Consider the following 25,027-nt stretch of genomic DNA (forward strand, 5'->3'; position numbering starts at 1 on the left):
TCAAAGCAGGACCACGTCGTACTGTTCCTGGGAATACATGGTTTCCACCTGGAACTTGATCGGCCGCCCGATAAAGGCTTCCAGATCAGCGACGTTGCCCGATTCTTCATCCAGAAGTCGATCCACCACTTTCTGGTTCGCCAGCACGAGGTAGCCTTCCGCCTGATAGGCCCGGGCCTCGCGCAGTATTTCGCGGAAGATTTCGTAGCAGATGGTTTCTGCGGTCTTCAGCAGGCCACGGCCCAGGCAGCTGGCGCAAGGCTCGCAGAGCACCTGGATCAGGCTCTCGCGGGTGCGCTTGCGGGTCATCTGTACCAGTCCGAGTTCGGTGATACCGATGATGTTGGTCTTGGCGTGGTCGCGTTCCAGCTGCTTTTCCAGGGTACGCAGCACCTGGCGCTGGTGTTCTTCATCTTCCATGTCGATGAAATCGATGATGATGATCCCGCCCAGGTTGCGCAGGCGCAGCTGGCGGGCGATGGCGGTGGCCGCTTCGAGATTGGTCTTGAAGATGGTCTCTTCGAGGGTTCGATGGCCGACGAAGGCACCGGTGTTCACATCGATCGTGGTCATCGCCTCGGTAGGGTCGATGATCAGGTAACCCCCCGACTTCAGCAGCACTTTACGTTCCAGGGCCTTCTGGATTTCATCCTCGACGCCGTAGAGGTCGAAGATCGGTCGCTCACCGGGGTAGTGCTCCAGTCGATCGGAAACTTCAGGCATCAACTCGTCGACGAACTGGGTCACTTTCTGGAAGGTCTCGCGCGAGTCGATGCGAATCTTCTCGATGCGCGGGTTGACCAGGTCACGTAGGGTGCGCAAGGCAAGGCTGAGGTCTTCGTAGATGACCGATGGTGCCGAAGCGGTCTGCATCTGCGAGGAAATCTGCTCCCACAAGCGGCGCAGATAGCGGATGTCCGCCAGGATTTCATCGGCGCGGGCGCCGTCAGCGGCGGTACGCAGGATGAAGCCGCCGGCCTCCTCAATGCCTTCGGCGGCGATGCAGTCGGCCACCACCTGTTTGAGGCGCTCGCGCTCGGCCTCGTCCTCGATCTTCAGGGAAATGCCCACATGGCTGGTACGCGGCATGTACACGAGGTAACGCGAGGGTATCGACAGCTGGGTGGTCAGGCGAGCGCCCTTGCTGCCTATCGGGTCCTTCGTGACCTGCACGACCAGGCTCTGGCCCTCATGCACCAGTGCGCTGATGCTCTCCACGGCACTGCCTTCGCGGTTGCTGATTTCCGAGGCATGAATGAACGCCGCGCGATCCAGGCCGATGTCGACGAAGGCCGCCTGCATGCCCGGCAGTACCCGCACCACCTTGCCCTTGTAAATGTTGCCGACGATGCCGCGACGCAAGGTGCGCTCTACATGCACCTCCTGCAGCACACCGTTCTCCACTAGCGCCACGCGCGATTCCATCGGCGTGATATTGATCAGAATCTCTTCGCTCATGCCGTTGACCTATCCCAGGTGCTGCCAACAAGGAATGCCGAACCCGGCGAGCATTTCCGCCGTTTCCAGCAGCGGCAATCCCACTACCGCTGAATAACTGCCTTCAACACGACTGACGAATACCGCACCCAGCCCCTGAATAGCGTAGCTGCCGGCCTTGTCGGCGGGCTCGCCGCTGGCCCAGTAGGTTTCCATTTCGATTCGGGAAATGGGACGAAAGCGCACCCGACTGGCGACCACCCGCGCTTCGCAGCGATCCACGGCTGCCAGCGCAACCGCAGTGAGCACCTCATGCTCGCGACCGGACAACTGCTCCAGAATGGCCAGAGCATCGTCGCGATCAACCGGTTTGCCGAGAATGCGACCATCCAGAACCACCGCGGTGTCTGCCCCCAGCACGCAGGCCGCGCTGGTCTCGGCCAGGCTGGCGAGGCCGGCCAGGGCCTTCTCGCGCGCCAGACGCTCAACATAGGCGTTTGCTGGCTCGTCCGGCAGGGCGGTTTCGTCGATGGAGGCGATCAGGGTGATATGGGGAACGCCGATCTGTGACAGCAGCTCGCGTCGGCGCGGTGACCCCGAAGCCAGGTACAGCGTGGCCATGCGGACTTCTCCCTGTCGAAGACAGAGGCTTGCGACATGGCCGCAAGCCGATCAGTTGACGTTGAGGCGGCGACTCGTGCCGCGCAGGGCGGCATAAACCCAAGGCCAGAGCAACGCGCTGACCAGGGCGGGCAGCAGGAAGACCAGGGTCGGGGGACGATTACCGGTGAGGGCATTGAGCCACAGCTGCACCAACTGGGCCAGGCCGAAAACTACGAGCAGCACCAAACACTGCTGCCACATGGGGAACATGCGCAGCCGCTGGTGCAAGGTCAGCACCAGGAAGGTGATCAGGGCGAGGATCAAGGCATTCTGACCTAGCAACGTGCCATAGAGCACATCCTCCGCCAGGCCCAGCAGCCAGGCAGTGGTCATGCCCACGCGGTGCGGCAGGGCGAGTGTCCAGTAGGTGAGGAAGAGCGCCAGCCAGAGCGGCCGGCCGATTTCCATGAAGCTGGGGACCGGTCCGACGCTGAGTACCAGCGCCAGGATCAGGCTGACCCAGATCACCCAGCCATTGTTGGAGCGCAGGCCGACCATCACTGACTCTCCTGGGGATTACGTGCTGCCGGCGGCTTGTTCGGTGCGCCCTGGGCCGGCGCAGTAGTCGCCGGCGCTGCGACCGGGGCCTGGGCGGCGGGGGTACTGGCAGCGGCGGGTGCGGCCTGGGCGGCCGGAATGACCGGAGCGGTAGCGTCACCCTGGGCAGGTTGGGCGGCAGCTTCGCGGTCAGCAGCCTCCTGGGCCTTGGCGGCATCGTTGGCGCGCTCTTCGGGGCTGCGGGTATCGGTGAACACCAGCAGCATGTAGCGGCTGCGGTTCAGCGCGGCGGTAGGCACGGCGCGAACGATGGCGAACGGCTGGCCGGAATCGTGGATGACTTCCTTGACGATCGCCACCGGGTAGCCTGCCGGGAAGCGCTGGCCAAGGCCGGAACTCACCAGCAGGTCGCCCTCCTTGATGTCAGCGGTATCGGCAACGTGGCGCAACTCGAGGCGCTCGGGGTTGCCCGTGCCACTGGCAATGGCGCGCAGGCCGTTGCGGTTCACCTGCACCGGAATGCTGTGGGTGGTATCGGTCAGCAACAGCACGCGGGATGTATAGGGCATCACCTCCACCACTTGGCCCATCAGACCGCGAGCATCGAGCACCGGCTGGCCAAGGAACACGCCGTCCTTCTCGCCCTTGTCGATCAGGATGCGGTGGGTGAAGGGGTTGGGATCTACGCCGATCAACTCGCCAACCAGGACTTTTTCATCCACCAGGGCAGAAGAGTTGAGCAGCTCGCGCAACCGAACGTTCTGCTCAGTCAGGGTCGCCAGCTTCTGCAGGCGACGCTGCATCAGCAGGGCCTCGGCCTTGAGCTTCTCGTTCTCGGCGATCAGAGTGCTGCGACTGGTGAACTGGTCACTGACGCCATCCCAGACACGCACCGGCAAGTCGGCCAGCCAATAGAAAGGCGTGAGCACGAGACCCATCTGGCTGCGCATGGGTTTGAGCGTGTCAAAGCGGGCGTCGACCACCATCAGTGCAGCCGATAGCACGGCGAACACCAACAGGCGCACGCCGAGCGAAGGTCCCTTGGTGAATAGCGGTTTGATGGCCCGCTCCTATGGCTGCGTTGCTCTCGACCTTACTCGGTGGAGAGCAGATCCATCGCGTGACGGTCCATCATCTCCAAGGCACGGCCGCCGCCACGGGCGACGCAGGTCAGCGGATCTTCTGCGACGATCACTGGCAGTCCGGTTTCCTGGGCCAGCAGTTTGTCCAGATCGCGCAGCAGCGCACCACCACCGGTCAGCACCAGGCCACGCTCGGCGATGTCGGACGCCAGTTCCGGCGGAGATTGCTCCAGGGCGCTCTTCACCGCCTGAACGATGGTCGCCAGAGACTCCTGCAGGGCTTCCAGCACTTCATTGGAGTTCAGGGTGAAGCTGCGCGGTACGCCTTCAGCCAGGTTACGGCCACGGACGTCGATCTCACGGATCTCACCACCCGGGAAGGCGGTGCCGATTTCCTGCTTGATGCGCTCGGCGGTGGATTCGCCGATCAGGCTGCCGTAGTTACGGCGCACGTAGGTGACGATGGATTCGTCGAAGCGGTCGCCGCCTACACGCACGGATTCGGCGTAGACCACGCCGTTCAGGGAGATCAGGGCGATTTCGGTGGTACCACCACCGATATCCACGACCATGGACCCGCGGGCTTCTTCCACCGGCAGGCCGGCGCCGATGGCAGCAGCCATGGGCTCTTCGATCAGAAATACTTCGCGGGCGCCGGCGCCCAGGGCGGATTCACGGATGGCACGGCGTTCCACCTGGGTGGATTTGCAGGGCACGCAGATCAGGACGCGCGGGCTCGGCTGCAGGAAGCTGTTTTCGTGAACCTTGTTGATGAAGTACTGCAGCATCTTTTCGCAGACGCTGAAGTCGGCGATCACGCCGTCCTTCATCGGGCGGATGGCGGAGATGTTGCCAGGAGTACGGCCCAGCATGCGCTTGGCTTCGGTACCGACGGCTACCACGCTCTTCTGGTTGCCGTGGTTACGAATGGCGACCACCGAGGGTTCGTTGAGGACGATACCGCGCTCACGCACGTAAATAAGGGTATTGGCAGTGCCCAGGTCGATCGACAGATCGCTGGAAAACATGCCACGCAGTTTCTTGAACATGGGAGAGGGACCCTAGGCAACGCGTGGGTAAAAAAGTGCGGCAAACTCTAACAATGACGGGGATTTTGGGCAAGGCGCCGATATGTTAAATTGCCTGTTTTTCCGGGCCACCAAGGCCCATCATCGCGGCCTTTGACCGCTCGTTCGCAGCACCGTTCCCCGCTCGATTCCCGCACGGTCGACTGCCCACGCAGGCCGCTTCTAGTTGGAGACCCCCGATGGCGCTTGAACGCTCCGACGTGGAAAAAATCGCCCATCTCGCCCGACTGGGCCTGAACGAGGCCGATATCCCGCGTACCACCGAGACCCTGAACAACATCCTCGGCCTGATCGACGCCATGCAAGCCGTGGACACCGACGGCATCGAACCCATGGCCCACCCGCTTGACGCCACCCAGCGCCTGCGCGCCGACAGCGTCACCGAGGAAAACCGACGCGAGGCCTACCAAGCCATCGCGCCGGCCGTCGAGAACGGCCTGTACCTCGTGCCCAAAGTCATCGAATAAGGAAAGGGTTCCCCATGCATCAACTGACCCTCGCCGAGATCGCCCGCGGCCTCGCCGCCAAGGAATTCTCCGCCGAAGAGCTGACCCGCGGCCTGCTGGCTCGCATCCACCAGCTCGATCCGCAATTGAACAGCTTTATCAGCATCACCGACGAACCGGCCATCGAACAGGCCAAGGCAGCCGACGCACGGCGTGCCGCCGGTGAGCAAGGCGCCCTGCTTGGCGCCCCCATCGCTCACAAGGACCTGTTCTGCACCGAAGGCGTGCTGACCAGCTGCGCCTCGAAGATCCTCAGCGGTTTCAAGGCGCCTTACGACGCCACCGTCGTCGCCCGCCTCAAGGCAGCCGGCGCGGTCAGCCTTGGCAAGCTGAACATGGATGAGTTCGCCATGGGCTCCTCCAACGAGTCCAGCCACTACGGCGCGGTAAAGAACCCCTGGGCCCTGGACCGCGTACCCGGAGGCTCTTCCGGTGGTTCCGCCGCGGCCGTCGCCGCGCGCCTGGTGCCCGCGGCTACCGGCACCGATACCGGTGGCTCGATCCGTCAGCCGGCTGCCTTCACCAACCTCACCGGCATCAAGCCCACCTACGGCCGGGTTTCCCGCTGGGGCATGATCGCCTACGCCTCCAGCCTCGATCAGGGCGGTCCGCTGGCCCGGACAGCCGAGGACTGCGCGCTGATGCTCGGCGCCATGGCCGGCTTCGACCCGAAGGACTCCACCAGTGTCGACCAGCCCGTGGATGACTACCTCGCCAGCCTGAACCAGCCGCTTGCCGGCCTGCGCATCGGCCTGCCGAAGGAATACTTCGGCGCCGGTCTCGACAGCCGCATCGCCGACGCGGTGCTGGCCGTTGTCGAAGACCTGAAGAAACTGGGTGCCACCGTCAAGGAAATCAGCCTGCCGAACATGCAGCACGCCATCCCGGCCTACTACGTGATCGCCCCGGCGGAGGCCTCCTCCAACCTGTCGCGTTTCGACGGCGTGCGCTTCGGCTATCGCTGCGAAAACCCGCAGAACCTGGAAGACCTGTACAAGCGCTCCCGTGCCGAAGGCTTTGGCGCCGAAGTGAAGCGTCGCATCATGGTCGGCACCTATGCCCTGTCCGCCGGCTACTACGACGCCTACTACCTGAAGGCGCAGAAAATCCGCCGCCTGATCAAGAACGACTTCGTCAGTGCCTTCAATGAAGTCGACGTGATCCTCGGCCCGACCACGCCAAACCCGGCCTGGAAACTCGGCGAGAAGAACAACGACCCGGTCGCCCAGTACCTGGAAGACATCTACACCATCACCGCCAACCTGGCGGGTCTGCCAGGGCTCTCCATGCCCGCCGGCTTCATCGATGGCTTGCCGGTCGGTGTACAGCTACTGGCCCCCTACTTCCAGGAAAGCCGTCTGCTCAACGTCGCCCACCAGTACCAGCAGGCGACCGATTGGCACACTCGCGCCCCGGCCGGATTCTGAGGAACACGTACATGCAATGGGAAACAGTGATCGGGCTGGAAATCCACGCACAGCTCAGCACCCAATCGAAGATTTTCTCCGGCAGCGCCACCACCTTCGGTGCCGAGCCCAACACCCAGGCCAGCCTGGTTGACCTCGGCATGCCCGGCACCCTGCCGGTGCTGAACGAAGAAGCCGTGCGCATGGCCTGCAAGTTCGGCCTGGCCATCGACGCCGAAATCGCCGAGAAGAACGTCTTCGCGCGCAAGAACTACTTCTATCCAGACCTGCCCAAGGGCTACCAGACCAGTCAGATGGACCTGCCGATCGTCGGCAAGGGCTTCCTCGACATCACCCTGGAAGACGGCACCATCAAGCGCGTCGGCATCACCCGCGCGCACCTGGAAGAAGACGCCGGCAAGAGCCTGCACGAAGACTTCCACGGCATGAGCGGCATCGACCTGAACCGTGCCGGCACCCCGCTGCTGGAAATCGTTTCCGAGCCGGACATCCGCAGCGCCAAGGAAGCGGTCGCCTACGTCAAGGCCATCCATGCCCTGGTGCGCTATCTGGGTATCTGCGACGGCAACATGGCCGAAGGCTCGCTGCGCTGCGACTGCAACGTCTCGGTCCGCCCGAAAGGCCAGGCCGAATTCGGCACCCGTGCCGAGATCAAGAACGTCAACTCATTCCGCTTCATCGAGAAAGCGATCAACCACGAAGTGCAGCGGCAGATCGAACTGATCGAGGACGGCGGCAAGGTTGTGCAGGAAACCCGCCTGTACGACCCGAACAAGGACGAAACCCGCTCCATGCGCAGCAAGGAGGAAGCCAACGACTACCGTTACTTCCCCTGCCCCGACCTGTTGCCGGTGGTGATCGAGAAGAGCTTCCTCGACGAAGTGCGCGCTCAGCTGCCGGAGCTGCCCAACCAGAAGCGTGAGCGTTTCCAAACCGAGTTCGGCCTGTCCGCCTACGACGCCAGCGTGCTCTCCGCCAGCCGTGAGATGGCCGACTACTTCGAAGTCGTGCAGAAGGCTTGTGGTGACGCCAAGCTGGCCGCCAACTGGGTGATGGGCGAACTCTCCAGCCTGCTCAACAAGGACAGCCTGGAAATCGAGCAATCACCGGTTTCCGCCGATCAACTGGGTGGAATGATCCTGCGCATCAAGGACAACACCATTTCCGGCAAGATCGCCAAGATGGTCTTCGAAGCCATGGCCGCCGGCGAAGGTTCCGCCGACGAGATCATCGAGAAGAAAGGCCTGAAGCAGGTCACCGACACCGGCGCCATCGAGTCCATGCTCGACGAAGTGCTGGCTGCCAACGCCGCCCAGGTCGAGCAGTATCGCGCCAGCGATGAAGCCAAGCGCGCCAAGATGTTCGGCTTCTTCGTCGGCCAGGCGATGAAAGCTTCCAAGGGCAAGGCCAATCCCGGCCAAGTGAACGAATTGCTCAAGAAGAAGCTCAAAGGGTGAGCCGGATCTAGCCAACGCATGCGTTGGCCCGGCGAAAGACCGGCCATGGATGGCCGGGCCGGGACATCTGGATGAGTTCGGCTTTACGACAGGGAAGTCCGCTCAAAACCCGACAAGGCCAGCATCTGGTCGAGCGCTTCCTGGGAGCATCCTTTATGTGGCGCCAGCTCTGCACCCTTGCCTTTCTCTCCCTTTCGCTTGCCGGCTGCAGCACCAATCCTTTCGGCGGCGGTAGCGAGTCCGGCCACGGCTACCGCGCCGAAGGCAAGGCGTCCTATTACGGCTCCAGGCACCATGGCAAGCGCACCGCCAGTGGCGAACGCTTCGACCAGCACGCCCTGACCGCCGCGCACCGCACCTTGCCCTTCGGTACCCGGGTGAAAGTCACCAACCTCAACAACGACCGCTCGGTGGTGGTACGCATCAATGATCGCGGCCCCCATGTTCGTGGCCGCATCGTCGACCTCTCGCGCGAAGCGGCCGAACGTCTGGGGATGCTGCGCGCCGGCGTGGTTCCGGTGCGCGTGGAATCCCTCGACTGACTGGAGAATCGCAATGAATGAAGAACGCAAATCCGGCCTGCAGGTGCGCCGGGAAGTCATGGGCGACGCCTTCGTCGACCGCGCCCTGGGCAATGCCACCGAATTCACCCAGCCGCTGCAGGACTTCGTCAACGAACACGCCTGGGGCGGCGTGTGGAACCGTGAGGGCCTGCCGCGCAAGACGCGCAGTCTGATCACCCTCGCCGCCCTTACCGCGCTGAAATGCCCGCAAGAGCTGAAAGGCCATGTGCGCGGTGCGCTCAACAACGGATGCACAGTCGAGGAAATCCGCGAAGCACTGCTGCACTGTGCGGTCTACGCCGGCGTTCCTGCGGCCATCGATGCCTTCCGCGCCGCCCAGGAAGTCATCGACGACTATCAGAAAGCCTGACATTTTTCGCAGGACTCATATCCAGCCCGTCCACTGCAACAGGAACAAACCGATATTGGTGGTCACCACCGCCGCCAGGGTGGTCATCACGATGATCGCTGCCGCCAGCTCGTGGTTGCCGTTCACCGCGCGGGCCATGACGAAGCTCGCAGCAGCGGTCGGACTGGCGAAGTAGAGGAAGAGGATCGCCAGGTCGGCATCGCGGAACCCGCATAACCAGGCGCCGAAGGTTGCCAGGATAGGCAGCCAGACCATTTTCATCAGGCTGGCGCTGACCGCGATCTTGCCGCTGGAGCGCAGGGACGCCAGCGACAGGGTCCCACCGATGCAGATCAGCGCCAGGGGCAGGGTCATCTGTGCGAAGTACTCGCCCGAGGTGATCAGCCAGGCCGGCAATGGCAATTGCCAGTACGCCACCGGAAGTGCGGCCAGTACACCAATGATCAGCGGGTTGCTGATGATGCTCCTGGCAAGACTCACGGGGTCGCTCTTGGCATCCGGGCTGTAGATGGCCAGGACGATGGACGACAGCGTGTTGTAGCTGAGAATCACCACCCCGCCGAGAATACTGCCCACCGATAGGCCGTAGTCGCCGTACATGCTGGTGGCCAGGGCCAGACCAACGATGCCGTTGTTGCCGCGAAAGGCACCCTGGGTATAGATCCCGCGATCCGCCGCCGGGCAGCGAAGGATCGCCCAGCCCCAGCCAATCAGGAAACACACCAGGGTCGCAACGACGAAATAGCCAATCAGTGCCGGCTGCAGGGCAGTGCGCAAGTCCGCCTGGACGATCCCGAGGAACAGCAGGGTCGGCATGGTGCCCTTGAACACCAGCGATGACGCGGTGTTGATGAAGGCGGTATCGATCCAGCCGAGGCGCTTGAGGCCCACGCCCAGGAACAGCATGGAAAACACCGGCGCGGTGATGCTGAGGGTCTGCTGGACGACGGCGAGCATGGATGAACCTTAGCGGCGGGAATAGTTAGGCGGCTAAGGATACCAATTACGGCAGGGAAATGGCTTTCGCGGGGCTTTCAGAGTAAAGCTCGGCACAAATATCCGTGGGGCCAAGAGTCTTGTAGGAGCTGGCTTGCCAGCGAAACGCCGCCAATCGCTGGCACGCCAGCTCCTAGGGGCAATGCAGCTGCCTACAACACGTCATGCAGACATAGAGCTCGCCCCCACAAGGAGCAGGACGCTCAGCGCCTTACCGGCCGCTTCTGCAGCTTGCGTTGCAAAGTCCGGCGGTGCATGCCGAGCGCGCGGGCAGTGGCGGAAATGTTGCCATCATGCTCAGCCAGCACGCGCTGGATGTGCTCCCACTGTAGGCGATCCACCGACATCGGGTTTTCCGGCACCAGACTGTCCAGGTCGGCGTGTTCGGAAAGCAGCGCGGTCAGCACATCGTCGGCGTCGGCCGGCTTGCACAGGTAATTGGTGGCGCCGCGTTTGATCGCCTCCACGGCGGTGGCGATGCTCGAATAGCCGGTCAGGATCACGACGCGCATCTCGGCGTCCAGTTCCAGCAGCTTGGGCAACAGCACAAGGCCGGAATCACCGTCCATCTTCAGGTCCAGCACGGCGTAGTCGGGCAGGTCTTCCTTGGCCAACTGCAACCCTTCTTCGGCAGAACCGGCCACCGTCACTCGCAGACCACGACGCGCCATAGCCCGCGCCATGACGCGGGTGAAGGTGGCGTCATCGTCCACTAGCAGCAGGTGGGGTTGCTCTTCGCCTTCGATCAGGGGTTCGTCAGTCATCTCGCTTCCTCTTCGTCAAGGCACTCAGGCGACGCCATAGGTGCGCGGCAGGCGCAGCTCGGTCAGGGTGCCGCCTTCCTCATGGTTATAAAGTTTAACCGTACCGCCGGCGCGAGTAACGCTGGCCTGGCTCAGGAACAGGCCGAGGCCGAAACCCTTGCCCTTGGTGGTGAAGAACGGCCGACCAAGCTGTTCGGCGATGGCCAGGGGTACGCCGGCACCGTGGTCGCGGATGGTCAGGACCATCCACTGGTGATCCCAGTTGACGCGGATGTCGAGCTTTTCCGGACAGGCATCGGCCGCGTTGTTGAGCAGGTTCAGCAGCGCCTGGGTGAGGTCAGCCGGGGGTTTCACCCTCGGCGCCACACCAAGACCCATGCACTGGTAGCGGTAGGTGGCTTCCGGGCGCATGAGGTGCCAACGGTTGAGTGTGACTTCAAGCCATTCGATCACCGATTGCTCCACCACCGCCTGGCGACGATCCGCCTCGGCGGCGCGCACCAGTTGCTGCAGCGTGTCCTTACAGAGCATGACCTGTTCCTGCAGCAGGGCAAGGTCGTCCTGCAGTCCGGGCTTGTCGCCATACTCCTGGCGCAGCTCCTTGAGCAGCACGCTCATGGTCGCCAGCGGTGTACCCAACTCATGGGCGGCACCGGCAGCCTGGGTGGCCACCGCCAGCAGTTGCTGGTCGCGCATGCTTTCCTCGCGACGCACCGCCTGCAACTGGTCCTGGCGCCTCAGCTCTTCAGCCATGCGTGCGACGAAGAAGGTGATCAGCGCGGCCGCCAGGGCAAAGCTCAACCACATGCCGTAGATCAGCAGCGACTCACGCTGGCCGGTGGGCATTTCCAGCGGATGGAACAGCACCAGCAGCAGGGTGTAAGCCGCCAGCGCGAGGCCCGCGAGCGTGAGGGTGTAGAGCCAGGGCAGGGTTGCCGCAGCGATGGTCAGCGGGACCAGGTAATAAGAAACGAAGGGGTTGGTCGAGCCCCCGGAGAAATACAGCAGCACGCTGTGGATAACCAGGTCGAGGCCAAGCTGGACGGCATATTCCAGCTCGGTCACCGGCCAGGGCCCGCGCAGGCGCAGCGCCGTGCCGACGCATAGCACCAGCGAGACGCCGAGGGTCAGGCTCAGGGCCAGCCAGGGCAATTGCAGCAGTTGGGCCTTGTAGGCGAGGCCGACCGAGCCGGCCTGGGCGGCCAGGACAAGGATGCGGATCAGGGTCAGCCGCAGCAGGTTCTGGCGGCTGGCAGACAGTAGCTGTACGGGTTCTAGCATGGGCACTCCCAGGAATCGCCGGAGTATAACCAAGGCACACCCCGACCCGCCTCTGTGCGGCAACTCGCCGCAGCGGCAATAGCCGGCGGGATCCATCTCTGTAGGGGCGAATGAATTCGCCCCTACATGGTCATCGACAGTTCACGGCCTAGCTGGAACATCCGTCCCGATTTTTGGTCAATTGGCGTCGCCGTTAACCCGAATGGCCGTTTACCCTCGTCCCATACGGAGAAACACTGCGCAACCCGCGCGCAAACCTTTCCCACAAGGAGTCGTCATGCCCAAGTTCACTCGCCTCGCAGCCGCCCTCGCCCTTTGCGCCGCCAGCCTCGGCAGCCTCTCGGCCCAGGCCGGCAACGAAGTCCACTACAACCAGGTGGCCGTGCGCGCCGAGGTCAGCCAGGAAGTGGCCCACGACCTGATGCACGTCACCCTTTACAGCGAGTCGCAGAACACCGACCCGGCCAAGCTGGCCGACGAAATCACCCGCACGCTCAACACCGCGGTGGAAAAGGCCCGCAAGACCAAGGGCGTCACGGTCAGCCTGGGCAGCCGCAACAGCTACCCGGTGTATGACGAGAAAGGCCAGAAGATCACCGCCTGGCGCGAGCGCGCCGAAGTGCGCCTGGAAAGCGCCGACTTCGCTACGCTCTCCCAGCTCAGCGCCGATATGCTGGGCCAGCTGAAAATGGCCGGGATGAACTTCAGCATCGCAGACAAAACCCGCAAGACCCATGAAGACGATCTGATCAAGCAGGCTGTCGATGCCTTCAAGGCCCGCGCCCAGCTGGCTACCAATGCCCTCGGCGGCAAGGACTACAAGCTGGTCAACCTGAGCCTGAACAGCGCCGGTTTCCAGCCGCCGCAGCCGATCATGATGCGCACCATGGCCGCCAAGGGTTACGCCGACGGCGCTGCCGTTCCCGAGATCGAGGCTGGCACCAGCCGCGTCAGCGTCAGCGCCGATGGCACCATCGAAGTGCAGATGCCCTGATCCAAAACAGGGCGTCGTGGCCTTTCGGGGCGGCGCCCCCTCCCCTCCTCGGGCTTGAATTTGCAAAATTGCGACAAGCCCTTACAGCTTTATCCCGCCGACTACACTCTTTCCGGTCCAGCTATTGCGCCGGGCATATGCCCTGCATAGCTTCTCGCAAGGTCCCCACAAAGGGCCCCTCACGATGACAAACAGAATAAACATGAGGTCAACATGCGTAAAAACGCCGTCATCCAGGCACTTGTCGCCGCTGGGCTGATCGCCAGCGCGCCCCTCGCCAGCGCTGCAAGCAACCTGGTGTTCTGCTCCGAAGGCAGCCCCGCCGGCTTCGACCCGGGCCAATACACCACCGGCACCGATTTCGACGCTGCTGCAGAAACCGTCTTCAACCGCCTGAGCCAGTTCGAGCGTGGCGGCACTGCGGTGGTCCCGGGCCTGGCCGAGAAGTGGGATGTCTCTCCCGACGGCCTCAGCTACACCTTTCACCTGCGCAAGGGCGTAAAGTTCCACACCACCGAGTACTTCAAGCCCTCCCGCGATTTCAACGCCGACGACGTGCTCTTCACCTTCCAGCGCATGCTCGACAAGGAACATCCGTTCCGTAAGGCGTACCCCACCGAGTTCCCTTACTTCACCGACATGGGGATGGACGCCAACATCGCCAAGGTCGAGAAGATCGACGACAGCACCGTCAAGTTCACCCTCAACGGCGTGGACGCCGCGTTCATCCAGAACCTGGCGATGAGCTTCGCCTCCATCCAGTCCGCCGAGTACGCCGACCAGCTGCTGAAGTCCGGCAAGGCTGCCGATATCAACCAGAAGCCCATCGGCACTGGCCCCTTCGTCTTCAAGCGCTACCAGAAGGACGCCCAGATTCGCTTCACCGGCAACAAGGACTACTGGAAACCCGAGGACGTGAAGATCGACAACCTGATCTTCGCCATCAACACCGACGCCTCGGTACGCATGCAGAAGCTCAAGGCCGGCGAATGCCAGGTCACCCTTTTCCCACGTCCGGCCGACCTGGATGCCCTGAAGAAAGACAGCAATCTGAACATGCCGTCGCAGCCGGGCTTCAACCTTGGCTACATCGCCTACAACGTTACCCACAAGCCGTTCGACAAGCTTGAAGTGCGCCAGGCGCTGGACATGGCGGTGAACAAGAAGGCCATCATCGACGCCGTCTACCAGGGCGCCGGCCAGTTGGCCGTGAACGGCATGCCGCCGACCCAGTGGTCCTACGACGAAACCATCAAGGACGCCGGCTACAACCCGGAAAAGGCCAAGGAACTGCTCAAGGCCGCCGGCGTTGCCGAAGGTACCGAGATCACCCTCTGGGCCATGCCCGTCCAGCGCCCGTACAACCCCAACGCCAAGCTGATGGCCGAAATGCTCCAGTCCGACTGGGCCAAGGTGGGCATCAAGGCCAAGATCGTCACCTACGAGTGGGGCGAGTACATCAAGCGCGCCAAAGGCGGCGAGCACGACGCCATGCTGATTGGCTGGAGCGGTGACAACGGTGACCCGGACAACTGGCTGGGCACTCTGTACGGCTGCGACGCCGTCGATGGCAACAACTTCTCCAAATGGTGCGACGCCAGCTACGACAAGCTGATCAAGCAAGCCAAGGCCACCCCGGACCAGGCCAAGCGCACCGAGATGTACAAGCAAGCCCAGCACATCCTGAAGGACAACGTGCCGATCACCCCGATCGCCCACTCCACTGTCTACCAGCCAATGCGCAAGAACGTGCAGGACTTCCTGATCAGCCCGTTCGCGCTCAACTCCTTCTATGGCGTGAGCGTCGGCAAGTAAGCCGGCAAACGGGGCCTTCGGGCCCCGTTTTCTTTTGGGGCATCGCGTAGCCCGGATGCAATCCGGGAACACGGCGCCCGGCAATCCCCGGATTTCATCCGGGCTACATGCTCAACCGGAAATCGCCGTTTCAAGGAAGTCCGATGCGCCGAAGCCTGCTGACCCTCGCTCTCTGCCTTCCCCTTTACGCAGCGGCCAGCCAATCCCTGGTGGTCTGCACCGAAGCCAGCCCCGAAGGCTTCGACATCGTCCAGTACACCGCCGCCACCACGGCCGATGCCTCGGCCGAGACGGTCTTCGACCGCTTGGTGCAGTTCGCTCCCGGCAGCACCCGGCTGCAACCGGGATTGGCGGAAAGCTGGAGCATCAGCCCCGACGGCCTCGTCTACGAATTCGAATTGCGCAAGGGCGTGACCTTCCACAGCACGTCCTGGTTCACTCCCAGCCGTGAATTCAATGCCGACGACGTGCTCTGGAGTTTCCAGCGCCAGCTCGACCCGGCTCATCCCTGGCACACGCTGTCCCCACGCGGCTTCCCCTATGCCGAATCCATGGCCTTCGCGCAGTTGATCGAGCGCATCGAGAAACTCGACGACCACCGCGTGCGTTTCACCCTGAAACACCCCGAGGCGCCCTTTCTCGCTGACCTGGCCATGGGCTTCACCTCCATCTATTCCGCCGAGTACGCCGACCAGCTGCTGAAAGCCGGAAAGCCGGAGCAGCTCAACCGCGAACCGGTCGGCACCGGCCCGTTCGTCTTCGAGCGCTACCGCAAGGATGCGCAGATCCGCTTCCGCGCCAACACGCACTACTGGGCAGGCAAACCCGCGATCGACCGTCTGCTGTTCGCCATCACCCCCGATCCCAATGTGCGCGTACAGCAACTCAAGGCCAGCGCCTGCCAGATTGCCGTCTATCCGCGTCCGACTGATATCGACGCCCTGCGCCAGGACCCGGCCTTGCAGGTTCTGGAGCTGGACTCCCTGCTCGTCGCCTACGTTGGCATCAACACCCGCCATCCGCCGCTCGACGACGTGCGGGTACGCCAGGCCATCAACCTGGCCTTCGACACCCGCGCCTACCTGCGCGCCCAGTATGGCGAAGGGAATGCCAGTATCGCCGTGGCGCCCTACCCGGCCACCCTGCTGGGCTTCAACGACAAGCTGACCCCTTGGCCCCACGACCCGGAAAAAGCGCGGCAACTACTGGCTGAAGCGGGCCACAAGGACGGCTTCAAGCTGAGCATCTGGACCCGCCCCGGCGGCGGACCGACCAACCCCAACCCGGGCATTGGCGCGCAGATGCTCCAGGCGGATCTGGCCGCCATCGGCATCAAGGCAGACATTCGCGTGTATGAGTGGGGCGAGCTGATCAAGCGCGCCAAGAACGGTGAGCACGACCTGGTGTTCATGGGCTGGGCCGGAGACAACGGCGACCCGGACAACTTCCTTACGCCCAACCTGTCCTGCGCCGCGGCCAAATCCGGCGAAAACCAGGCCGGCTGGTGCAACCAGGCGTTCGATGGGTTGATCCGCGAAGCACGCGCCATCAGCGATACGACCCGCCGTGCCGAGCTCTATCGCCAGGCGCTGGCGATCTTTCACGAGCAGGCGCCGTGGATTCCCCTCGCGCACCCCAAGCAGTTCGCCGCCGTGCGCAAAGGTGTGGAAGGGTTCCAGCTGAACCCGATGGGATCGAACAATTTCGCGCGGGTGAGACTGGCGAAATAGACGGGCTTGGCACCTGTGGGGGCGAATTCATTCGCTATGTCTGCGTTAGCTGTTGCGAGCGATTGACCTTCTGGCCAAGTGCCTTGTAGGAGCTGGCCTGCCAGCGAAACGCTGCCATTCGCTGGCAAGCCAGCTCCTACGGGCAATGCAGCTACCTACAACACGTCATGCAGACATAGCCAATTCATTCGCCAAGCGGGCCGAAGGTCCGCCCCTCAGCCCAACCCGAACGGATCGTCGATGGACCGGCTCGGCTGGGTAAACCAGCGTGGCCCTTCGGCGGTCATGTAGAAGTGGTCCTCCAGGCGAATGCCGAACTCGCCCGGCACACAGATCATCGGCTCATTGGAGAAACACATGCCTTCGGCCAGCGGCGTTTCGTCGCCGCGCACCAGGTAAGGCCCTTCGTGAATATCCAGGCCGATGCCGTGGCCGGTACGGTGCGGCAAGCCCGGCAACTGGTAGTCCGGGCCCAAGCCGCCGGCCTCCAGGCAACGACGTGCGGCCGAGTCCACCGAGCCGCACGGCGCCCCAAGACAAGCAGCGTCGAAGGCCGCCTGCTGAGCGGCTTTTTCCAGATTCCAGAAGGTCCGCTGGCGGTCGCTCGGGGAGCCGAATACATAGCTGCGGGTGATATCGGACTGATAGCCGTGGAGCTGGCAGCCGGTGTCGATCAGCACCATGTCGCCGTCTTTCAGGACCTGCGCGTGCTTCACCCCGTGAGGGAAGGCACTGGCCTCACCGAACAGCACGATGCAGAAGGTCGAACCCGGCGCGCCCACCTTGCGGTGCGCCTGGTGGATGAACTCGGCGACCTCAAGGGTGCTGATGCCTTCACGCAGGATGCTGGCGGCGGCCTTGTGCACTTCAAGGGTCATGTCCTTGGCACGCTGCATCAGCGCCAGTTCGGTGGCGGACTTGTGGAAGCGGCAGGGGTTGATGACGCAGGCCGCATCGACGAATTCGAAGCCCGAATCGAGACGGCGGATACCGTCGTACATGAAGAAGGCCAGCGATGGGCACAGGCCCACCTTGGAGTCGGTGGCGATGCCCATCCCGGCCAGCATTCCCACCAACAGGCGATAAGGGCTTTCGTGTTCCTGCCAGGTGTGGATAACCCCGTCCACCTCGCGGAAGTCGCGGATGGTGCCTTCCTCGAACGCCGGGGCGATGTAGGCCAGTGCGCCGTTGGCGGGCAACACCGCGCCGACCATGCGTTCGCTCGGGCTCCATTTCACCCCGGTGAAGTAGCGCAAGTTGCTGCCGGCGTTCAGGTAGATGGCCGCGATACCCTGCTCGCGCATCAGGCACTGGGCCTTGGCAATGCGCGCCTGGTACTCACCGAGGCCAATGGGCTCCATGCCCTCGGTCATGATCGCCAGGCTGGCCAGGGCCTGTTCCGGAGTCTTGCCACCCACACCCACTGTCATCGTGTTCTCCCGAGTGATGTTGCCGTGCGCCGAATTTAAGTCTCACTTAAATAACCGTCAACGCAATTTTTCAGTCCCACTTAATTTCAATAAGGCGACAAGCCTTTTCTACAATGCGCCGCCCGTTATACTGGCGCCCTTCAGAACAAGAGCCACGCCAATGACCGTAGAACAGATCGGCGAACGGTTGCGCCGCTATCGCCGCGCCGCCAACAAGACCCTGAACCAAGTCGCCGCCGAATCGGGCCTTACGGCCAGTTTCCTGTCACAGGCCGAGCGCAACCTCACCGGCGTGTCCATCTCATCCCTGGCGAACATCGCCAAATCCCTGGGCATTCCGCTCAACGCCCTGTTCGACCAACCCACCCAGCACCAGCCCGACTCCCACCAGGGCCAGCGCGTGCGCTACACCATCGGCGGCCAGCCGCTGGCCTACGAGCGCCTGTCCAGCAACTTCCCGGGCAACCTGATCAACGCCGTGAAGATGAGCATGCCGGTGGGCTACCAGTCCGAGCTGATTTCCCACGAGGGCGCTGAGTTCGCCTACGTGCTGTCGGGGCAGATCGCCTACACCATCGAAGGTCGCAACTACCCCCTCGGCCCTGGGGATTCGGTGCATTTCGACGCCGCCAAGCCGCATTTCCTCGCCAATGCCGGCGAAGAAGTGGCCGAGGTGCTGACCGTGACCACCATGGGCCTGTTCGACGACCACCCCACGCCCTGACCAGCCAGTTCCAGATGTAAGCGCCACTGAATTTAAGTTGACCTTAATTTCAGCATCACTTAAGTTCGGCCTCGGCCGGCGCAGGCGCAAGCATCCCTTTCCCCTCCGCCGCCATCGCCCACCCGGGGATGCCGGCATCCGGCCCCTGGCTCGCGAATGACGGGCAACCTGCGGCCCACGAAGCCGCAGGGTCAGGTGCAACGGACACCGAAGGCTTCGACCACCTGATACGCCGCCCTCAGAACAACAACAACGAGGTTCGCATGCGTCAGAAAACCACGCTCAAGTCCATGCTCGCCGCCGGCCTGATCCTCGGCTCCGGCTTCACCCACGCCGCCAGCAACCTGGTCTTCTGCTCCGAAGGCAGCCCCGCCGGCTTCGACCCGGGCCAGTACACCACCGGCACCGACTTCGACGCGACCTCCGAAACCCTCTTCAACCGCCTCGCCCAGTTCCAACGCGGCAGCACCCAGGTCGAACCTGCCCTGGCCAGCAGTTGGGATATCAGCGAAGACGGCAAGCGCTACGTCTTCCATCTGCGCCCCGGTGTGAAGTTCCACACCACCGGTTATTTCAAGCCGACCCGCGAGCTCAACGCCGACGACGTGGTCTTCACCTTCCAGCGCATGCTCGACAGGGAGCATCCGTTCCGCAAGGCCTACCCCACCGAGTTCCCTTACTTCACCGACATGGGCCTGGACAAGAACATCGCCAAGGTAGAGAAGATCGACGACATGACCGTCGCCTTCACCCTGAACGAGGTGGACGCCGCCTTCATCCAGAACCTGGCGATGAACTTCGCTGCGATTCAGTCCGCCGAGTACGCCGACCAGTTGCTGAGGGCCGGCAAGGCCGCCGACATCAACCAGAAGCCCATCGGCACTGGCCCCTTCGTGCTCAAGCGCTACCAGAAGGACGCGCAGATCCGCTTCACCGGTAACAAGGACTACTGGAAACCCGAGGACGTGAAGATCGACAACCTGATCTTCGCCATCAACACCGATGCCTCCGTGCGCACCCAGAAGCTCAAGGCCGGCGAATGCCAGGTCACCCTCAACCCGCGCCCGGCCGACATCGAGGCCCTGAAGAAGGACCCGAACCTGCAGGTGCCGAGCGAGCCTGGCTTCAACCTCGGCTACATCGCCTACAACGTCACCCGCGCCCCCTTCGACAAGCTCGAAGTGCGCCAGGCGCTGGACATGGCGGTGAACAAGCAAGCCATCATCGACGCCGTCTACCAGGGCGCCGGCCAGCTCGCCGTGAACGGCATGCCGCCGACCCAATGGTCCTACGACGAAACCATCAAGGACCGCGACTTCAACCCGGAGAAGGCCAAGGAACTGCTGAAAGCCGCCGGCGTGAAGGAAGGCACCGAGATCACCCTCTGGGCGATGCCGGTGCAGCGCCCCTACAACCCCAACGCCAAACTGATGGCCGAAATGCTCCAGGCCGACTGGGCCAAGGTAGGCATCAAGGCGCGTATCGTCAGCTACGAGTGGGGCGAGTACATCAAGCGTGCCCACAATGGTGAACACGACGCCATGCTGATCGGCTGGACCGGCGACAACGGTGACCCGGACAACTGGCTGGGCACCCTCTACGGCTGCGACTCCGTAGACGGCAACAACTTCTCCAAATGGTGCGACGCCCGCTACGACAAGCTGGTGAAGGCCGCCAAGGCCACCGCCGACGTCGAGAAGCGTACGGAGCTGTACAAGCAGGCCCAGCACGTCCTGCAACAGCAGGTACCGATCACCCCGATCGCCCACTCCACGGTCTACCAGCCGATGCGCGCCAGCGTGAAGGACTTCCTGATCAGCCCCTTCGGACGCAACAGCTTCTATGGCGTCTCCAACGGACGCTGAGTGAACGAGGCCGGGCAACCGGCCTTGTCCGCCCCCTTCGAGCCACCGACAGAGTGGCCGAGGCCAATCTCACCTGCCAGAACGCGAGCAAGGCTCCGTCCCGACACCTTCGGGCCGGCGCCTTTACCCATGCAGCCTAAACTGCTGGGAACGGTCAGCACGCTGACCGGCCTTACAAAGATGAGGAGTGATTCGCCCAAATGCTGAGTTTCATCGCACGCCGACTGGGGCTTCTGATCCCCACCTTCTTCGGCGTCACCCTGCTCACCTTCGCCCTGATTCGCCTGATCCCCGGCGACCCGGTGGAAGTGATGATGGGTGAACGCCGGGTCGACCCGGAAATGCACGCCCAGGCCATGGAACGCCTCGGTCTCAACAAACCGCTGCCGGAACAGTACCTGGATTACATCGGCAAGCTGGCACAGGGCGATCTGGGCGAGTCACTGCGCACCCGCGAAGGCGTCTGGCACGAATTCCTCACCCTGTTCCCGGCCACCCTGGAACTGTCCATCGCGGCACTGATCTTCGCGGGCACCCTTGGCGTGCTGGCCGGCGTGATCGCCGCACTCAAGCGCGGTTCCCTGTTCGACCACGGGGTGATGGGCATCTCGCTGGCGGGCTACTCCATGCCGATTTTCTGGTGGGGCCTGCTGCTGATCATGTTCTTCTCCGTCTGGCTGGGCTGGACGCCGGTGTCGGGGCGGATCGACCTGCTCTACGACATCGAACCGAAAACCGGCTTCATGCTCATCGACACGCTGCTTTCCGAAGAAGAAGGCGCCTTCGTCGATGCCCTGCGCCACCTGATCCTGCCGGCTATCGTGCTGGGCACCATCCCGCTGGCGGTGATCGCCCGCATGACCCGCTCGGCGATGCTCGAAGTCCTCCGCGAAGACTATGTCCGTACCGCCCGCGCCAAGGGCCTGTCGCCCGCTCGCGTGGTCTTCGTCCATGGCCTGCGCAACGCGCTGGTCCCGGTCCTCACCGTGTTCGGCCTGCAGATCGGCACCCTGCTCGCCGGCGCCGTGCTGACCGAAACCATCTTCTCCTGGCCCGGTATCGGCAAATGGCTGATCGAGGCCATTGGCGCTCGTGATTATCCAGTGGTGCAGAACGGCATCCTGCTGATCGCCTGCCTGGTGATCCTGGTGAACTTCGTCGTGGACATCCTCTACGGCCTGGTCAACCCACGCATTCGCCATCAGCGATAAGGAGACCTGACGTGACCACCCTGCAACCCCAGGTCGATCCAAGCATCCTTTACCCCTCCCCGCTGAAGGAGTTCTGGAAGGCCTTTTCCCACAACAAGGGCGCCGTCGGCGGCCTTGCCTTCATGATCCTGATCGTGTTCTGCGCCCTCTTCGCCCCGTGGGTCGCGCCCCATGATCCGAGCGAGCAGTTCCGCGACTTCCTGCTGACCCCGCCGGTCTGGCTGGAAGGCGGCCAGGCGCAGTTCCTGCTCGGCACCGATGAACTCGGCCGCGACCTGCTCTCGCGCCTGATCTTTGGGGCCCGTCTGTCCCTGCTGATCGGCCTGGCCTCGGTGGTGATGTCGCTGATCCCGGGCATCCTCCTCGGCCTGGTGGCGGGTTTCTTCCCGCACCTGCTGGGGCCCTCGATCATGCGCCTGATGGACATCATGCTGGCCCTGCCCTCGCTGCTGCTGGCGGTGGCCATCGTCGCTATCCTCGGCCCGGGCCTGATCAACACCGTGATCGCCATCGCCATCGTCTCCCTGCCTTCCTATGTGCGCCTGACCCGCGCCTCGGTGATGGGCGAGCTGAACCGCGACTACGTTACCGCCTCGCGCCTGGCCGGCGCCGGCCTGCTGCGCCTGATGTTCGTCACCGTGCTGCCCAACTGCATGGCACCGCTGATCGTGCAGGCCACCCTGAGCTTCTCCTCGGCCATCCTCGACGCCGCCGCCCTGGGCTTCCTCGGCCTCGGCGTGCAGCCGCCCACGCCCGAGTGGGGCACCATGCTGGCCTCCGCGCGCGACTACATCGAACGCGCCTGGTGGGTGGTCTCGCTGCCCGGCCTGACCATCCTGCTCAGCGTGCTGGCAATCAACCTGATGGGCGACGGCCTGCGCGATGCGCTGGACCCGAAACTCAAGAATGCAGTCTGAGGAGCTCGTCATGACAACTTCAGTTCCGCGCCGGCTCCCCGTAGGAGCCAGCTTGCTGGCGAACCTGCTTCCCCCCTTCGCGAGCAAGCTCGCTCCTACAACGTCGCGCTCCAGCGTTGCGCATCGCCCGGAGGCCACCGCATGAGCCTCCTCGAAATCAAGAACCTCAGCGTGCGCTTCGGCGACGCCAATGCCGTACCGGTGGTGGACGGCCTCGACATCGCCGTGAACAAGGGCGAAGTGCTGGCCATCGTCGGCGAGTCCGGCTCCGGCAAGTCGGTGACCATGATGGCCCTGATGGGGCTGATCGACGCCCCCGGCCGCGTCACCGCCGACAGCCTGCTCTTCGACGGCCACGACATGCTCAAGCTCAAGGGCAAGCAGCGCCGGCACATCGTGGGCAAGGACCTGGCGATGGTCTTCCAGGACCCGATGACCGCCCTCAACCCCAGCTACACCGTGGGCTTCCAGATCGAGGAAGTGCTGCACCAGCACATGGGGCTCAAGGGCAAGGCCGCGCGCCAGCGCGCCCTCGAACTCCTGGAACGGGTGGAAATCCCCGGCGCCGCCAGCCGTCTCGACGCTTACCCCCACCAGCTGTCCGGGGGCATGAGCCAGCGCGTGGCGATTGCCATGGCCATCGCCGCCGAACCCAAGCTGCTGATCGCCGACGAACCCACCACCGCCCTGGACGTGACCATCCAGGCGCAGATCATGGACCTCTTGCTGGACCTGCAGCGCGACCAGGGCATGGCCCTGGTGCTGATCACCCATGACCTGGCCGTGGTGGCCGAAACCGCCGACCGCGTCTGCGTGATGTACGCCGGCCAGGCGGTGGAGGTCGGTGAAGTGCCACGCCTGTTCAATGCGCCGACCCACCCCTACACCGAAGCCCTGCTCAAGGCGATCCCCGAACACAGCCTCGGAGCGCGTCGCCTGTCGACGCTGCCCGGTATCGTCCCCGGCCGCTACGACCGGCCGCACGGTTGCCTGCTGTCGCCGCGCTGCCCTTATGGCCAGTCCAACTGCGTGGCCCAGCGTCCGACCCTGGACCCGCATGCCCATGGCGCCGTGCGCTGCTTCTACCCCCTTAACCTGATCGAGGTGGCGCGATGAGTGCTGTATTGACCGCCCGCGAACTGACCCGCCACTACGAAGTCTCCCGTGGCCTGTTCAAGCCCAGCGCCCTGGTGCGCGCCCTGAACGGTGTGTCTTTCGAACTGGAGGCCGGCCGCACCCTGGCCGTGGTCGGCGAGTCTGGCTGCGGCAAGTCCACGCTGGCCCGTGCCCTGACGCTGATCGAGGCGCCCTCCTCCGGCTCGCTGCAGATCGCCGGCCGCGAAGTCGCAGGCGCCAGCAAGGACGAACGCAAGCAACTGCGCCGCGACGTGCAGATGGTTTTCCAGAACCCCTACGCCTCGCTCAACCCTCGGCAGAAAGTCGGCGACCAACTGGCCGAGCCGTTGCTGATCAACTCCAGCCTGTCCCGCGTCGAACGCCGCGAGCAGGTGCAGGCGATGATGCAGCAGGTGGGCCTGCGCCCTGAGCACTACCAGCGCTATCCGCACATGTTCTCCGGTGGCCAGCGCCAGCGCATCGCACTGGCCCGGGCCATGATGCTCAACCCCAAGGTGCTGGTGGCGGACGAGCCAACCTCGGCGCTCGACGTGTCGATCCAGGCCCAAGTGCTCAATCTCTTCATGGACCTGCAGGAGCGCTACAACACCGGCTACGTATTCATCTCCCACAACCTCGCGGTGGTGCGCCACGTCGCCAACGACGTCCTGGTGATGTACCTCGGCCGTCCGGTCGAGATGGGCCCCAGCGAGCTGATCTACGAGCGTCCGTTGCACCCTTACACCAAGGCCCTGCTCTCGGCCACGCCGGCGATTCATCCAGACCCGAGCAAGCCGAAGATCAAGATCGCCGGCGAACTGCCCAACCCGCTCGACCCGCCGCCCGGCTGCGCCTTCCACAAGCGCTGCCCCTACGCGACCGAGCGCTGCAAGGTTGAAGAACCCGGGCTGCGCCTGATCGATGCGCGCCAGGTGGCCTGTCACAACGTGGAGAGCATTAACGGTTGAGGGGTTGACCGGGACACCCTTGTAGGGGCGAATGCGTTGGCTATGTCTGCATGACGTGTTGTAGGCAGCTGCATTGCCCGTAGGAGCTGGCTTGCCAGCGAATGGCGGCGTTTAGCTGGCAAGCC

23 protein-coding genes are annotated in these 25,027 nt (G+C 63.6%); 14 read left to right on the top strand and 9 right to left on the bottom strand.

Annotation, left to right across the window (positions count from 1 at the left end):
* From rng to mreB, 5 genes are all read right to left on the bottom strand, one after another.
* On the bottom strand, positions 1-1,458 hold the full coding sequence (gene rng, locus AAHM40_RS08150; RefSeq protein WP_028628505.1) for a ribonuclease G: 1,458 nt from the start codon (positions 1,456-1,458) through the stop codon (positions 1-3).
* A gap of 9 nt (positions 1,459-1,467) precedes the next feature.
* A complete protein-coding gene (locus AAHM40_RS08155; RefSeq protein ID WP_342244181.1) occupies positions 1,468-2,058 on the bottom strand; it encodes a Maf family protein in 591 nt (196 codons plus the stop codon).
* Between the two features lie 51 nt (positions 2,059-2,109).
* Positions 2,110-2,598 (bottom strand): rod shape-determining protein MreD, encoded by a 489-nt coding sequence (gene mreD / locus AAHM40_RS08160; RefSeq protein WP_342244182.1) that lies wholly within the window; start codon positions 2,596-2,598, stop codon positions 2,110-2,112.
* The gene (mreC, locus tag AAHM40_RS08165; RefSeq protein WP_446731547.1) at positions 2,598-3,611 is read right to left on the bottom strand and encodes a rod shape-determining protein MreC; all 1,014 of its coding nucleotides are present in this window, start codon (positions 3,609-3,611) and stop codon (positions 2,598-2,600) included. Before mreC ends, mreD begins: the two co-directional genes overlap by 1 nt.
* Before the next feature lie 80 nt (positions 3,612-3,691).
* Positions 3,692-4,729, bottom strand: a complete 1,038-nt coding sequence (gene mreB, locus AAHM40_RS08170; RefSeq protein WP_280285696.1) for a rod shape-determining protein MreB — start codon at positions 4,727-4,729, stop codon at positions 3,692-3,694.
* A gap of 218 nt (positions 4,730-4,947) precedes the next feature.
* Between mreB and gatC the strand changes: the two genes are divergently transcribed.
* From gatC to AAHM40_RS08195, 5 genes are all read left to right on the top strand, one after another.
* Entirely contained in the window at positions 4,948-5,235 is a 288-nt protein-coding gene (gene gatC, locus AAHM40_RS08175; protein ID WP_137821107.1) for an Asp-tRNA(Asn)/Glu-tRNA(Gln) amidotransferase subunit GatC, read from the top strand.
* A 14-nt stretch (positions 5,236-5,249) separates the two neighbouring features.
* Positions 5,250-6,701, top strand: coding sequence for an Asp-tRNA(Asn)/Glu-tRNA(Gln) amidotransferase subunit GatA (gene gatA / locus AAHM40_RS08180; protein WP_342244183.1), 1,452 nt, complete (start codon positions 5,250-5,252; stop codon positions 6,699-6,701).
* Positions 6,702-6,712: 11 nt separating this feature from the next.
* A complete protein-coding gene (gatB, locus tag AAHM40_RS08185; RefSeq protein WP_342244184.1) occupies positions 6,713-8,158 on the top strand; it encodes an Asp-tRNA(Asn)/Glu-tRNA(Gln) amidotransferase subunit GatB in 1,446 nt (481 codons plus the stop codon).
* A gap of 155 nt (positions 8,159-8,313) precedes the next feature.
* Positions 8,314-8,700, top strand: a complete 387-nt coding sequence (locus AAHM40_RS08190; RefSeq protein WP_342244185.1) for a septal ring lytic transglycosylase RlpA family protein — start codon at positions 8,314-8,316, stop codon at positions 8,698-8,700.
* Positions 8,701-8,713: 13 nt separating this feature from the next.
* Positions 8,714-9,091, top strand: a complete 378-nt coding sequence (locus tag AAHM40_RS08195; protein ID WP_028628514.1) for a carboxymuconolactone decarboxylase family protein — start codon at positions 8,714-8,716, stop codon at positions 9,089-9,091.
* Between the two features lie 15 nt (positions 9,092-9,106).
* On the opposite strand, the gene AAHM40_RS08200 is transcribed toward AAHM40_RS08195, so the two are convergent.
* The 3 genes from AAHM40_RS08200 to AAHM40_RS08210 form a co-directional block, all read right to left on the bottom strand.
* Positions 9,107-10,048, bottom strand: coding sequence for an AEC family transporter (locus AAHM40_RS08200; RefSeq protein ID WP_342244186.1), 942 nt, complete (start codon positions 10,046-10,048; stop codon positions 9,107-9,109).
* A gap of 242 nt (positions 10,049-10,290) precedes the next feature.
* Positions 10,291-10,851 carry a response regulator transcription factor gene (locus tag AAHM40_RS08205; protein WP_342244187.1) on the bottom strand — a complete coding sequence of 187 codons (561 nt, stop codon included), beginning with the start codon at positions 10,849-10,851 and terminating at the stop codon, positions 10,291-10,293.
* A 24-nt stretch (positions 10,852-10,875) separates the two neighbouring features.
* Positions 10,876-12,132, bottom strand: a complete 1,257-nt coding sequence (locus tag AAHM40_RS08210) for an ATP-binding protein (protein ID WP_342244188.1) — start codon at positions 12,130-12,132, stop codon at positions 10,876-10,878.
* Positions 12,133-12,409: 277 nt separating this feature from the next.
* Here AAHM40_RS08210 and AAHM40_RS08215 point away from each other — a divergent pair, with 277 nt between their 5' ends.
* The 3 genes from AAHM40_RS08215 (at position 12,410) to AAHM40_RS08225 (ending at position 16,671) form a co-directional block, all read left to right on the top strand.
* A complete protein-coding gene (locus AAHM40_RS08215; RefSeq protein WP_342244189.1) occupies positions 12,410-13,126 on the top strand; it encodes an SIMPL domain-containing protein in 717 nt (238 codons plus the stop codon).
* Positions 13,127-13,339: 213 nt separating this feature from the next.
* Positions 13,340-14,941, top strand: a complete 1,602-nt coding sequence (locus AAHM40_RS08220) for an ABC transporter substrate-binding protein (RefSeq protein ID WP_342244190.1) — start codon at positions 13,340-13,342, stop codon at positions 14,939-14,941.
* Between the two features lie 143 nt (positions 14,942-15,084).
* Positions 15,085-16,671: an ABC transporter substrate-binding protein gene (locus AAHM40_RS08225; RefSeq protein WP_342244191.1), complete on the top strand. Its 1,587-nt coding sequence runs from the start codon at positions 15,085-15,087 to the stop codon at positions 16,669-16,671.
* Between the two features lie 215 nt (positions 16,672-16,886).
* Here AAHM40_RS08225 and AAHM40_RS08230 read toward each other — a convergent pair whose 3' ends face one another.
* Positions 16,887-18,101 (bottom strand): M24 family metallopeptidase, encoded by a 1,215-nt coding sequence (locus AAHM40_RS08230; protein ID WP_342244192.1) that lies wholly within the window; start codon positions 18,099-18,101, stop codon positions 16,887-16,889.
* A 160-nt stretch (positions 18,102-18,261) separates the two neighbouring features.
* Here AAHM40_RS08230 and AAHM40_RS08235 point away from each other — a divergent pair, with 160 nt between their 5' ends.
* The 6 genes from AAHM40_RS08235 to AAHM40_RS08260 all read left to right on the top strand — a co-directional run bounded on the left by AAHM40_RS08235 (position 18,262) and on the right by AAHM40_RS08260 (position 24,902).
* On the top strand, positions 18,262-18,825 hold the full coding sequence (locus tag AAHM40_RS08235; protein WP_342244193.1) for a helix-turn-helix domain-containing protein: 564 nt from the start codon (positions 18,262-18,264) through the stop codon (positions 18,823-18,825).
* A gap of 290 nt (positions 18,826-19,115) precedes the next feature.
* On the top strand, positions 19,116-20,690 hold the full coding sequence (locus tag AAHM40_RS08240) for an ABC transporter substrate-binding protein (protein WP_446731548.1): 1,575 nt from the start codon (positions 19,116-19,118) through the stop codon (positions 20,688-20,690).
* A 200-nt stretch (positions 20,691-20,890) separates the two neighbouring features.
* Positions 20,891-21,901, top strand: a complete 1,011-nt coding sequence (locus AAHM40_RS08245) for an ABC transporter permease subunit (protein WP_342244195.1) — start codon at positions 20,891-20,893, stop codon at positions 21,899-21,901.
* An 11-nt stretch (positions 21,902-21,912) separates the two neighbouring features.
* Positions 21,913-22,818 carry an ABC transporter permease subunit gene (locus AAHM40_RS08250; RefSeq protein ID WP_342244196.1) on the top strand — a complete coding sequence of 302 codons (906 nt, stop codon included), beginning with the start codon at positions 21,913-21,915 and terminating at the stop codon, positions 22,816-22,818.
* A 141-nt stretch (positions 22,819-22,959) separates the two neighbouring features.
* Entirely contained in the window at positions 22,960-23,934 is a 975-nt protein-coding gene (locus AAHM40_RS08255; RefSeq protein WP_342244197.1) for an ABC transporter ATP-binding protein, read from the top strand.
* Complete coding sequence (locus AAHM40_RS08260) at positions 23,931-24,902, top strand: peptide ABC transporter ATP-binding protein (RefSeq protein WP_342244198.1); 972 nt, start codon at positions 23,931-23,933, stop codon at positions 24,900-24,902. Before AAHM40_RS08255 ends, AAHM40_RS08260 begins: the two co-directional genes overlap by 4 nt.
* Positions 24,903-25,027: the final 125 nt, after the last annotated feature.

This window comes from Pseudomonas sp. OTU5201 (assembly GCF_038440135.1).
GTDB lineage: Bacteria > Pseudomonadota > Gammaproteobacteria > Pseudomonadales > Pseudomonadaceae > Metapseudomonas > Metapseudomonas resinovorans.

What these genes read in the sequence shown, in the direction of transcription:
- rng (WP_028628505.1), bottom strand. Translation starts at nt 1,458, where the DNA reads ATGAGCGAAGAGATTCTGATCAATATCACGCCGATGGAATCGCGCGTG.
- AAHM40_RS08155 (WP_342244181.1), bottom strand. Translation starts at nt 2,058, where the DNA reads ATGGCCACGCTGTACCTGGCTTCGGGGTCACCGCGCCGACGCGAGCTG.
- mreD (WP_342244182.1), bottom strand. Translation starts at nt 2,598, where the DNA reads ATGGTCGGCCTGCGCTCCAACAATGGCTGGGTGATCTGGGTCAGCCTG.
- mreB (WP_280285696.1), bottom strand. Translation starts at nt 4,729, where the DNA reads ATGTTCAAGAAACTGCGTGGCATGTTTTCCAGCGATCTGTCGATCGAC.
- gatC (WP_137821107.1), top strand. Translation starts at nt 4,948, where the DNA reads ATGGCGCTTGAACGCTCCGACGTGGAAAAAATCGCCCATCTCGCCCGA.
- gatA (WP_342244183.1), top strand. Translation starts at nt 5,250, where the DNA reads ATGCATCAACTGACCCTCGCCGAGATCGCCCGCGGCCTCGCCGCCAAG.
- gatB (WP_342244184.1), top strand. Translation starts at nt 6,713, where the DNA reads ATGCAATGGGAAACAGTGATCGGGCTGGAAATCCACGCACAGCTCAGC.
- AAHM40_RS08190 (WP_342244185.1), top strand. Translation starts at nt 8,314, where the DNA reads ATGTGGCGCCAGCTCTGCACCCTTGCCTTTCTCTCCCTTTCGCTTGCC.
- AAHM40_RS08195 (WP_028628514.1), top strand. Translation starts at nt 8,714, where the DNA reads ATGAATGAAGAACGCAAATCCGGCCTGCAGGTGCGCCGGGAAGTCATG.
- AAHM40_RS08200 (WP_342244186.1), bottom strand. Translation starts at nt 10,048, where the DNA reads ATGCTCGCCGTCGTCCAGCAGACCCTCAGCATCACCGCGCCGGTGTTT.
- AAHM40_RS08205 (WP_342244187.1), bottom strand. Translation starts at nt 10,851, where the DNA reads ATGACTGACGAACCCCTGATCGAAGGCGAAGAGCAACCCCACCTGCTG.
- AAHM40_RS08210 (WP_342244188.1), bottom strand. Translation starts at nt 12,132, where the DNA reads ATGCTAGAACCCGTACAGCTACTGTCTGCCAGCCGCCAGAACCTGCTG.
- AAHM40_RS08215 (WP_342244189.1), top strand. Translation starts at nt 12,410, where the DNA reads ATGCCCAAGTTCACTCGCCTCGCAGCCGCCCTCGCCCTTTGCGCCGCC.
- AAHM40_RS08220 (WP_342244190.1), top strand. Translation starts at nt 13,340, where the DNA reads ATGCGTAAAAACGCCGTCATCCAGGCACTTGTCGCCGCTGGGCTGATC.
- AAHM40_RS08225 (WP_342244191.1), top strand. Translation starts at nt 15,085, where the DNA reads ATGCGCCGAAGCCTGCTGACCCTCGCTCTCTGCCTTCCCCTTTACGCA.
- AAHM40_RS08230 (WP_342244192.1), bottom strand. Translation starts at nt 18,101, where the DNA reads ATGACAGTGGGTGTGGGTGGCAAGACTCCGGAACAGGCCCTGGCCAGC.
- AAHM40_RS08235 (WP_342244193.1), top strand. Translation starts at nt 18,262, where the DNA reads ATGACCGTAGAACAGATCGGCGAACGGTTGCGCCGCTATCGCCGCGCC.
- AAHM40_RS08240 (WP_446731548.1), top strand. Translation starts at nt 19,116, where the DNA reads ATGCTCGCCGCCGGCCTGATCCTCGGCTCCGGCTTCACCCACGCCGCC.
- AAHM40_RS08245 (WP_342244195.1), top strand. Translation starts at nt 20,891, where the DNA reads ATGCTGAGTTTCATCGCACGCCGACTGGGGCTTCTGATCCCCACCTTC.
- AAHM40_RS08255 (WP_342244197.1), top strand. Translation starts at nt 22,960, where the DNA reads ATGAGCCTCCTCGAAATCAAGAACCTCAGCGTGCGCTTCGGCGACGCC.
- AAHM40_RS08260 (WP_342244198.1), top strand. Translation starts at nt 23,931, where the DNA reads ATGAGTGCTGTATTGACCGCCCGCGAACTGACCCGCCACTACGAAGTC.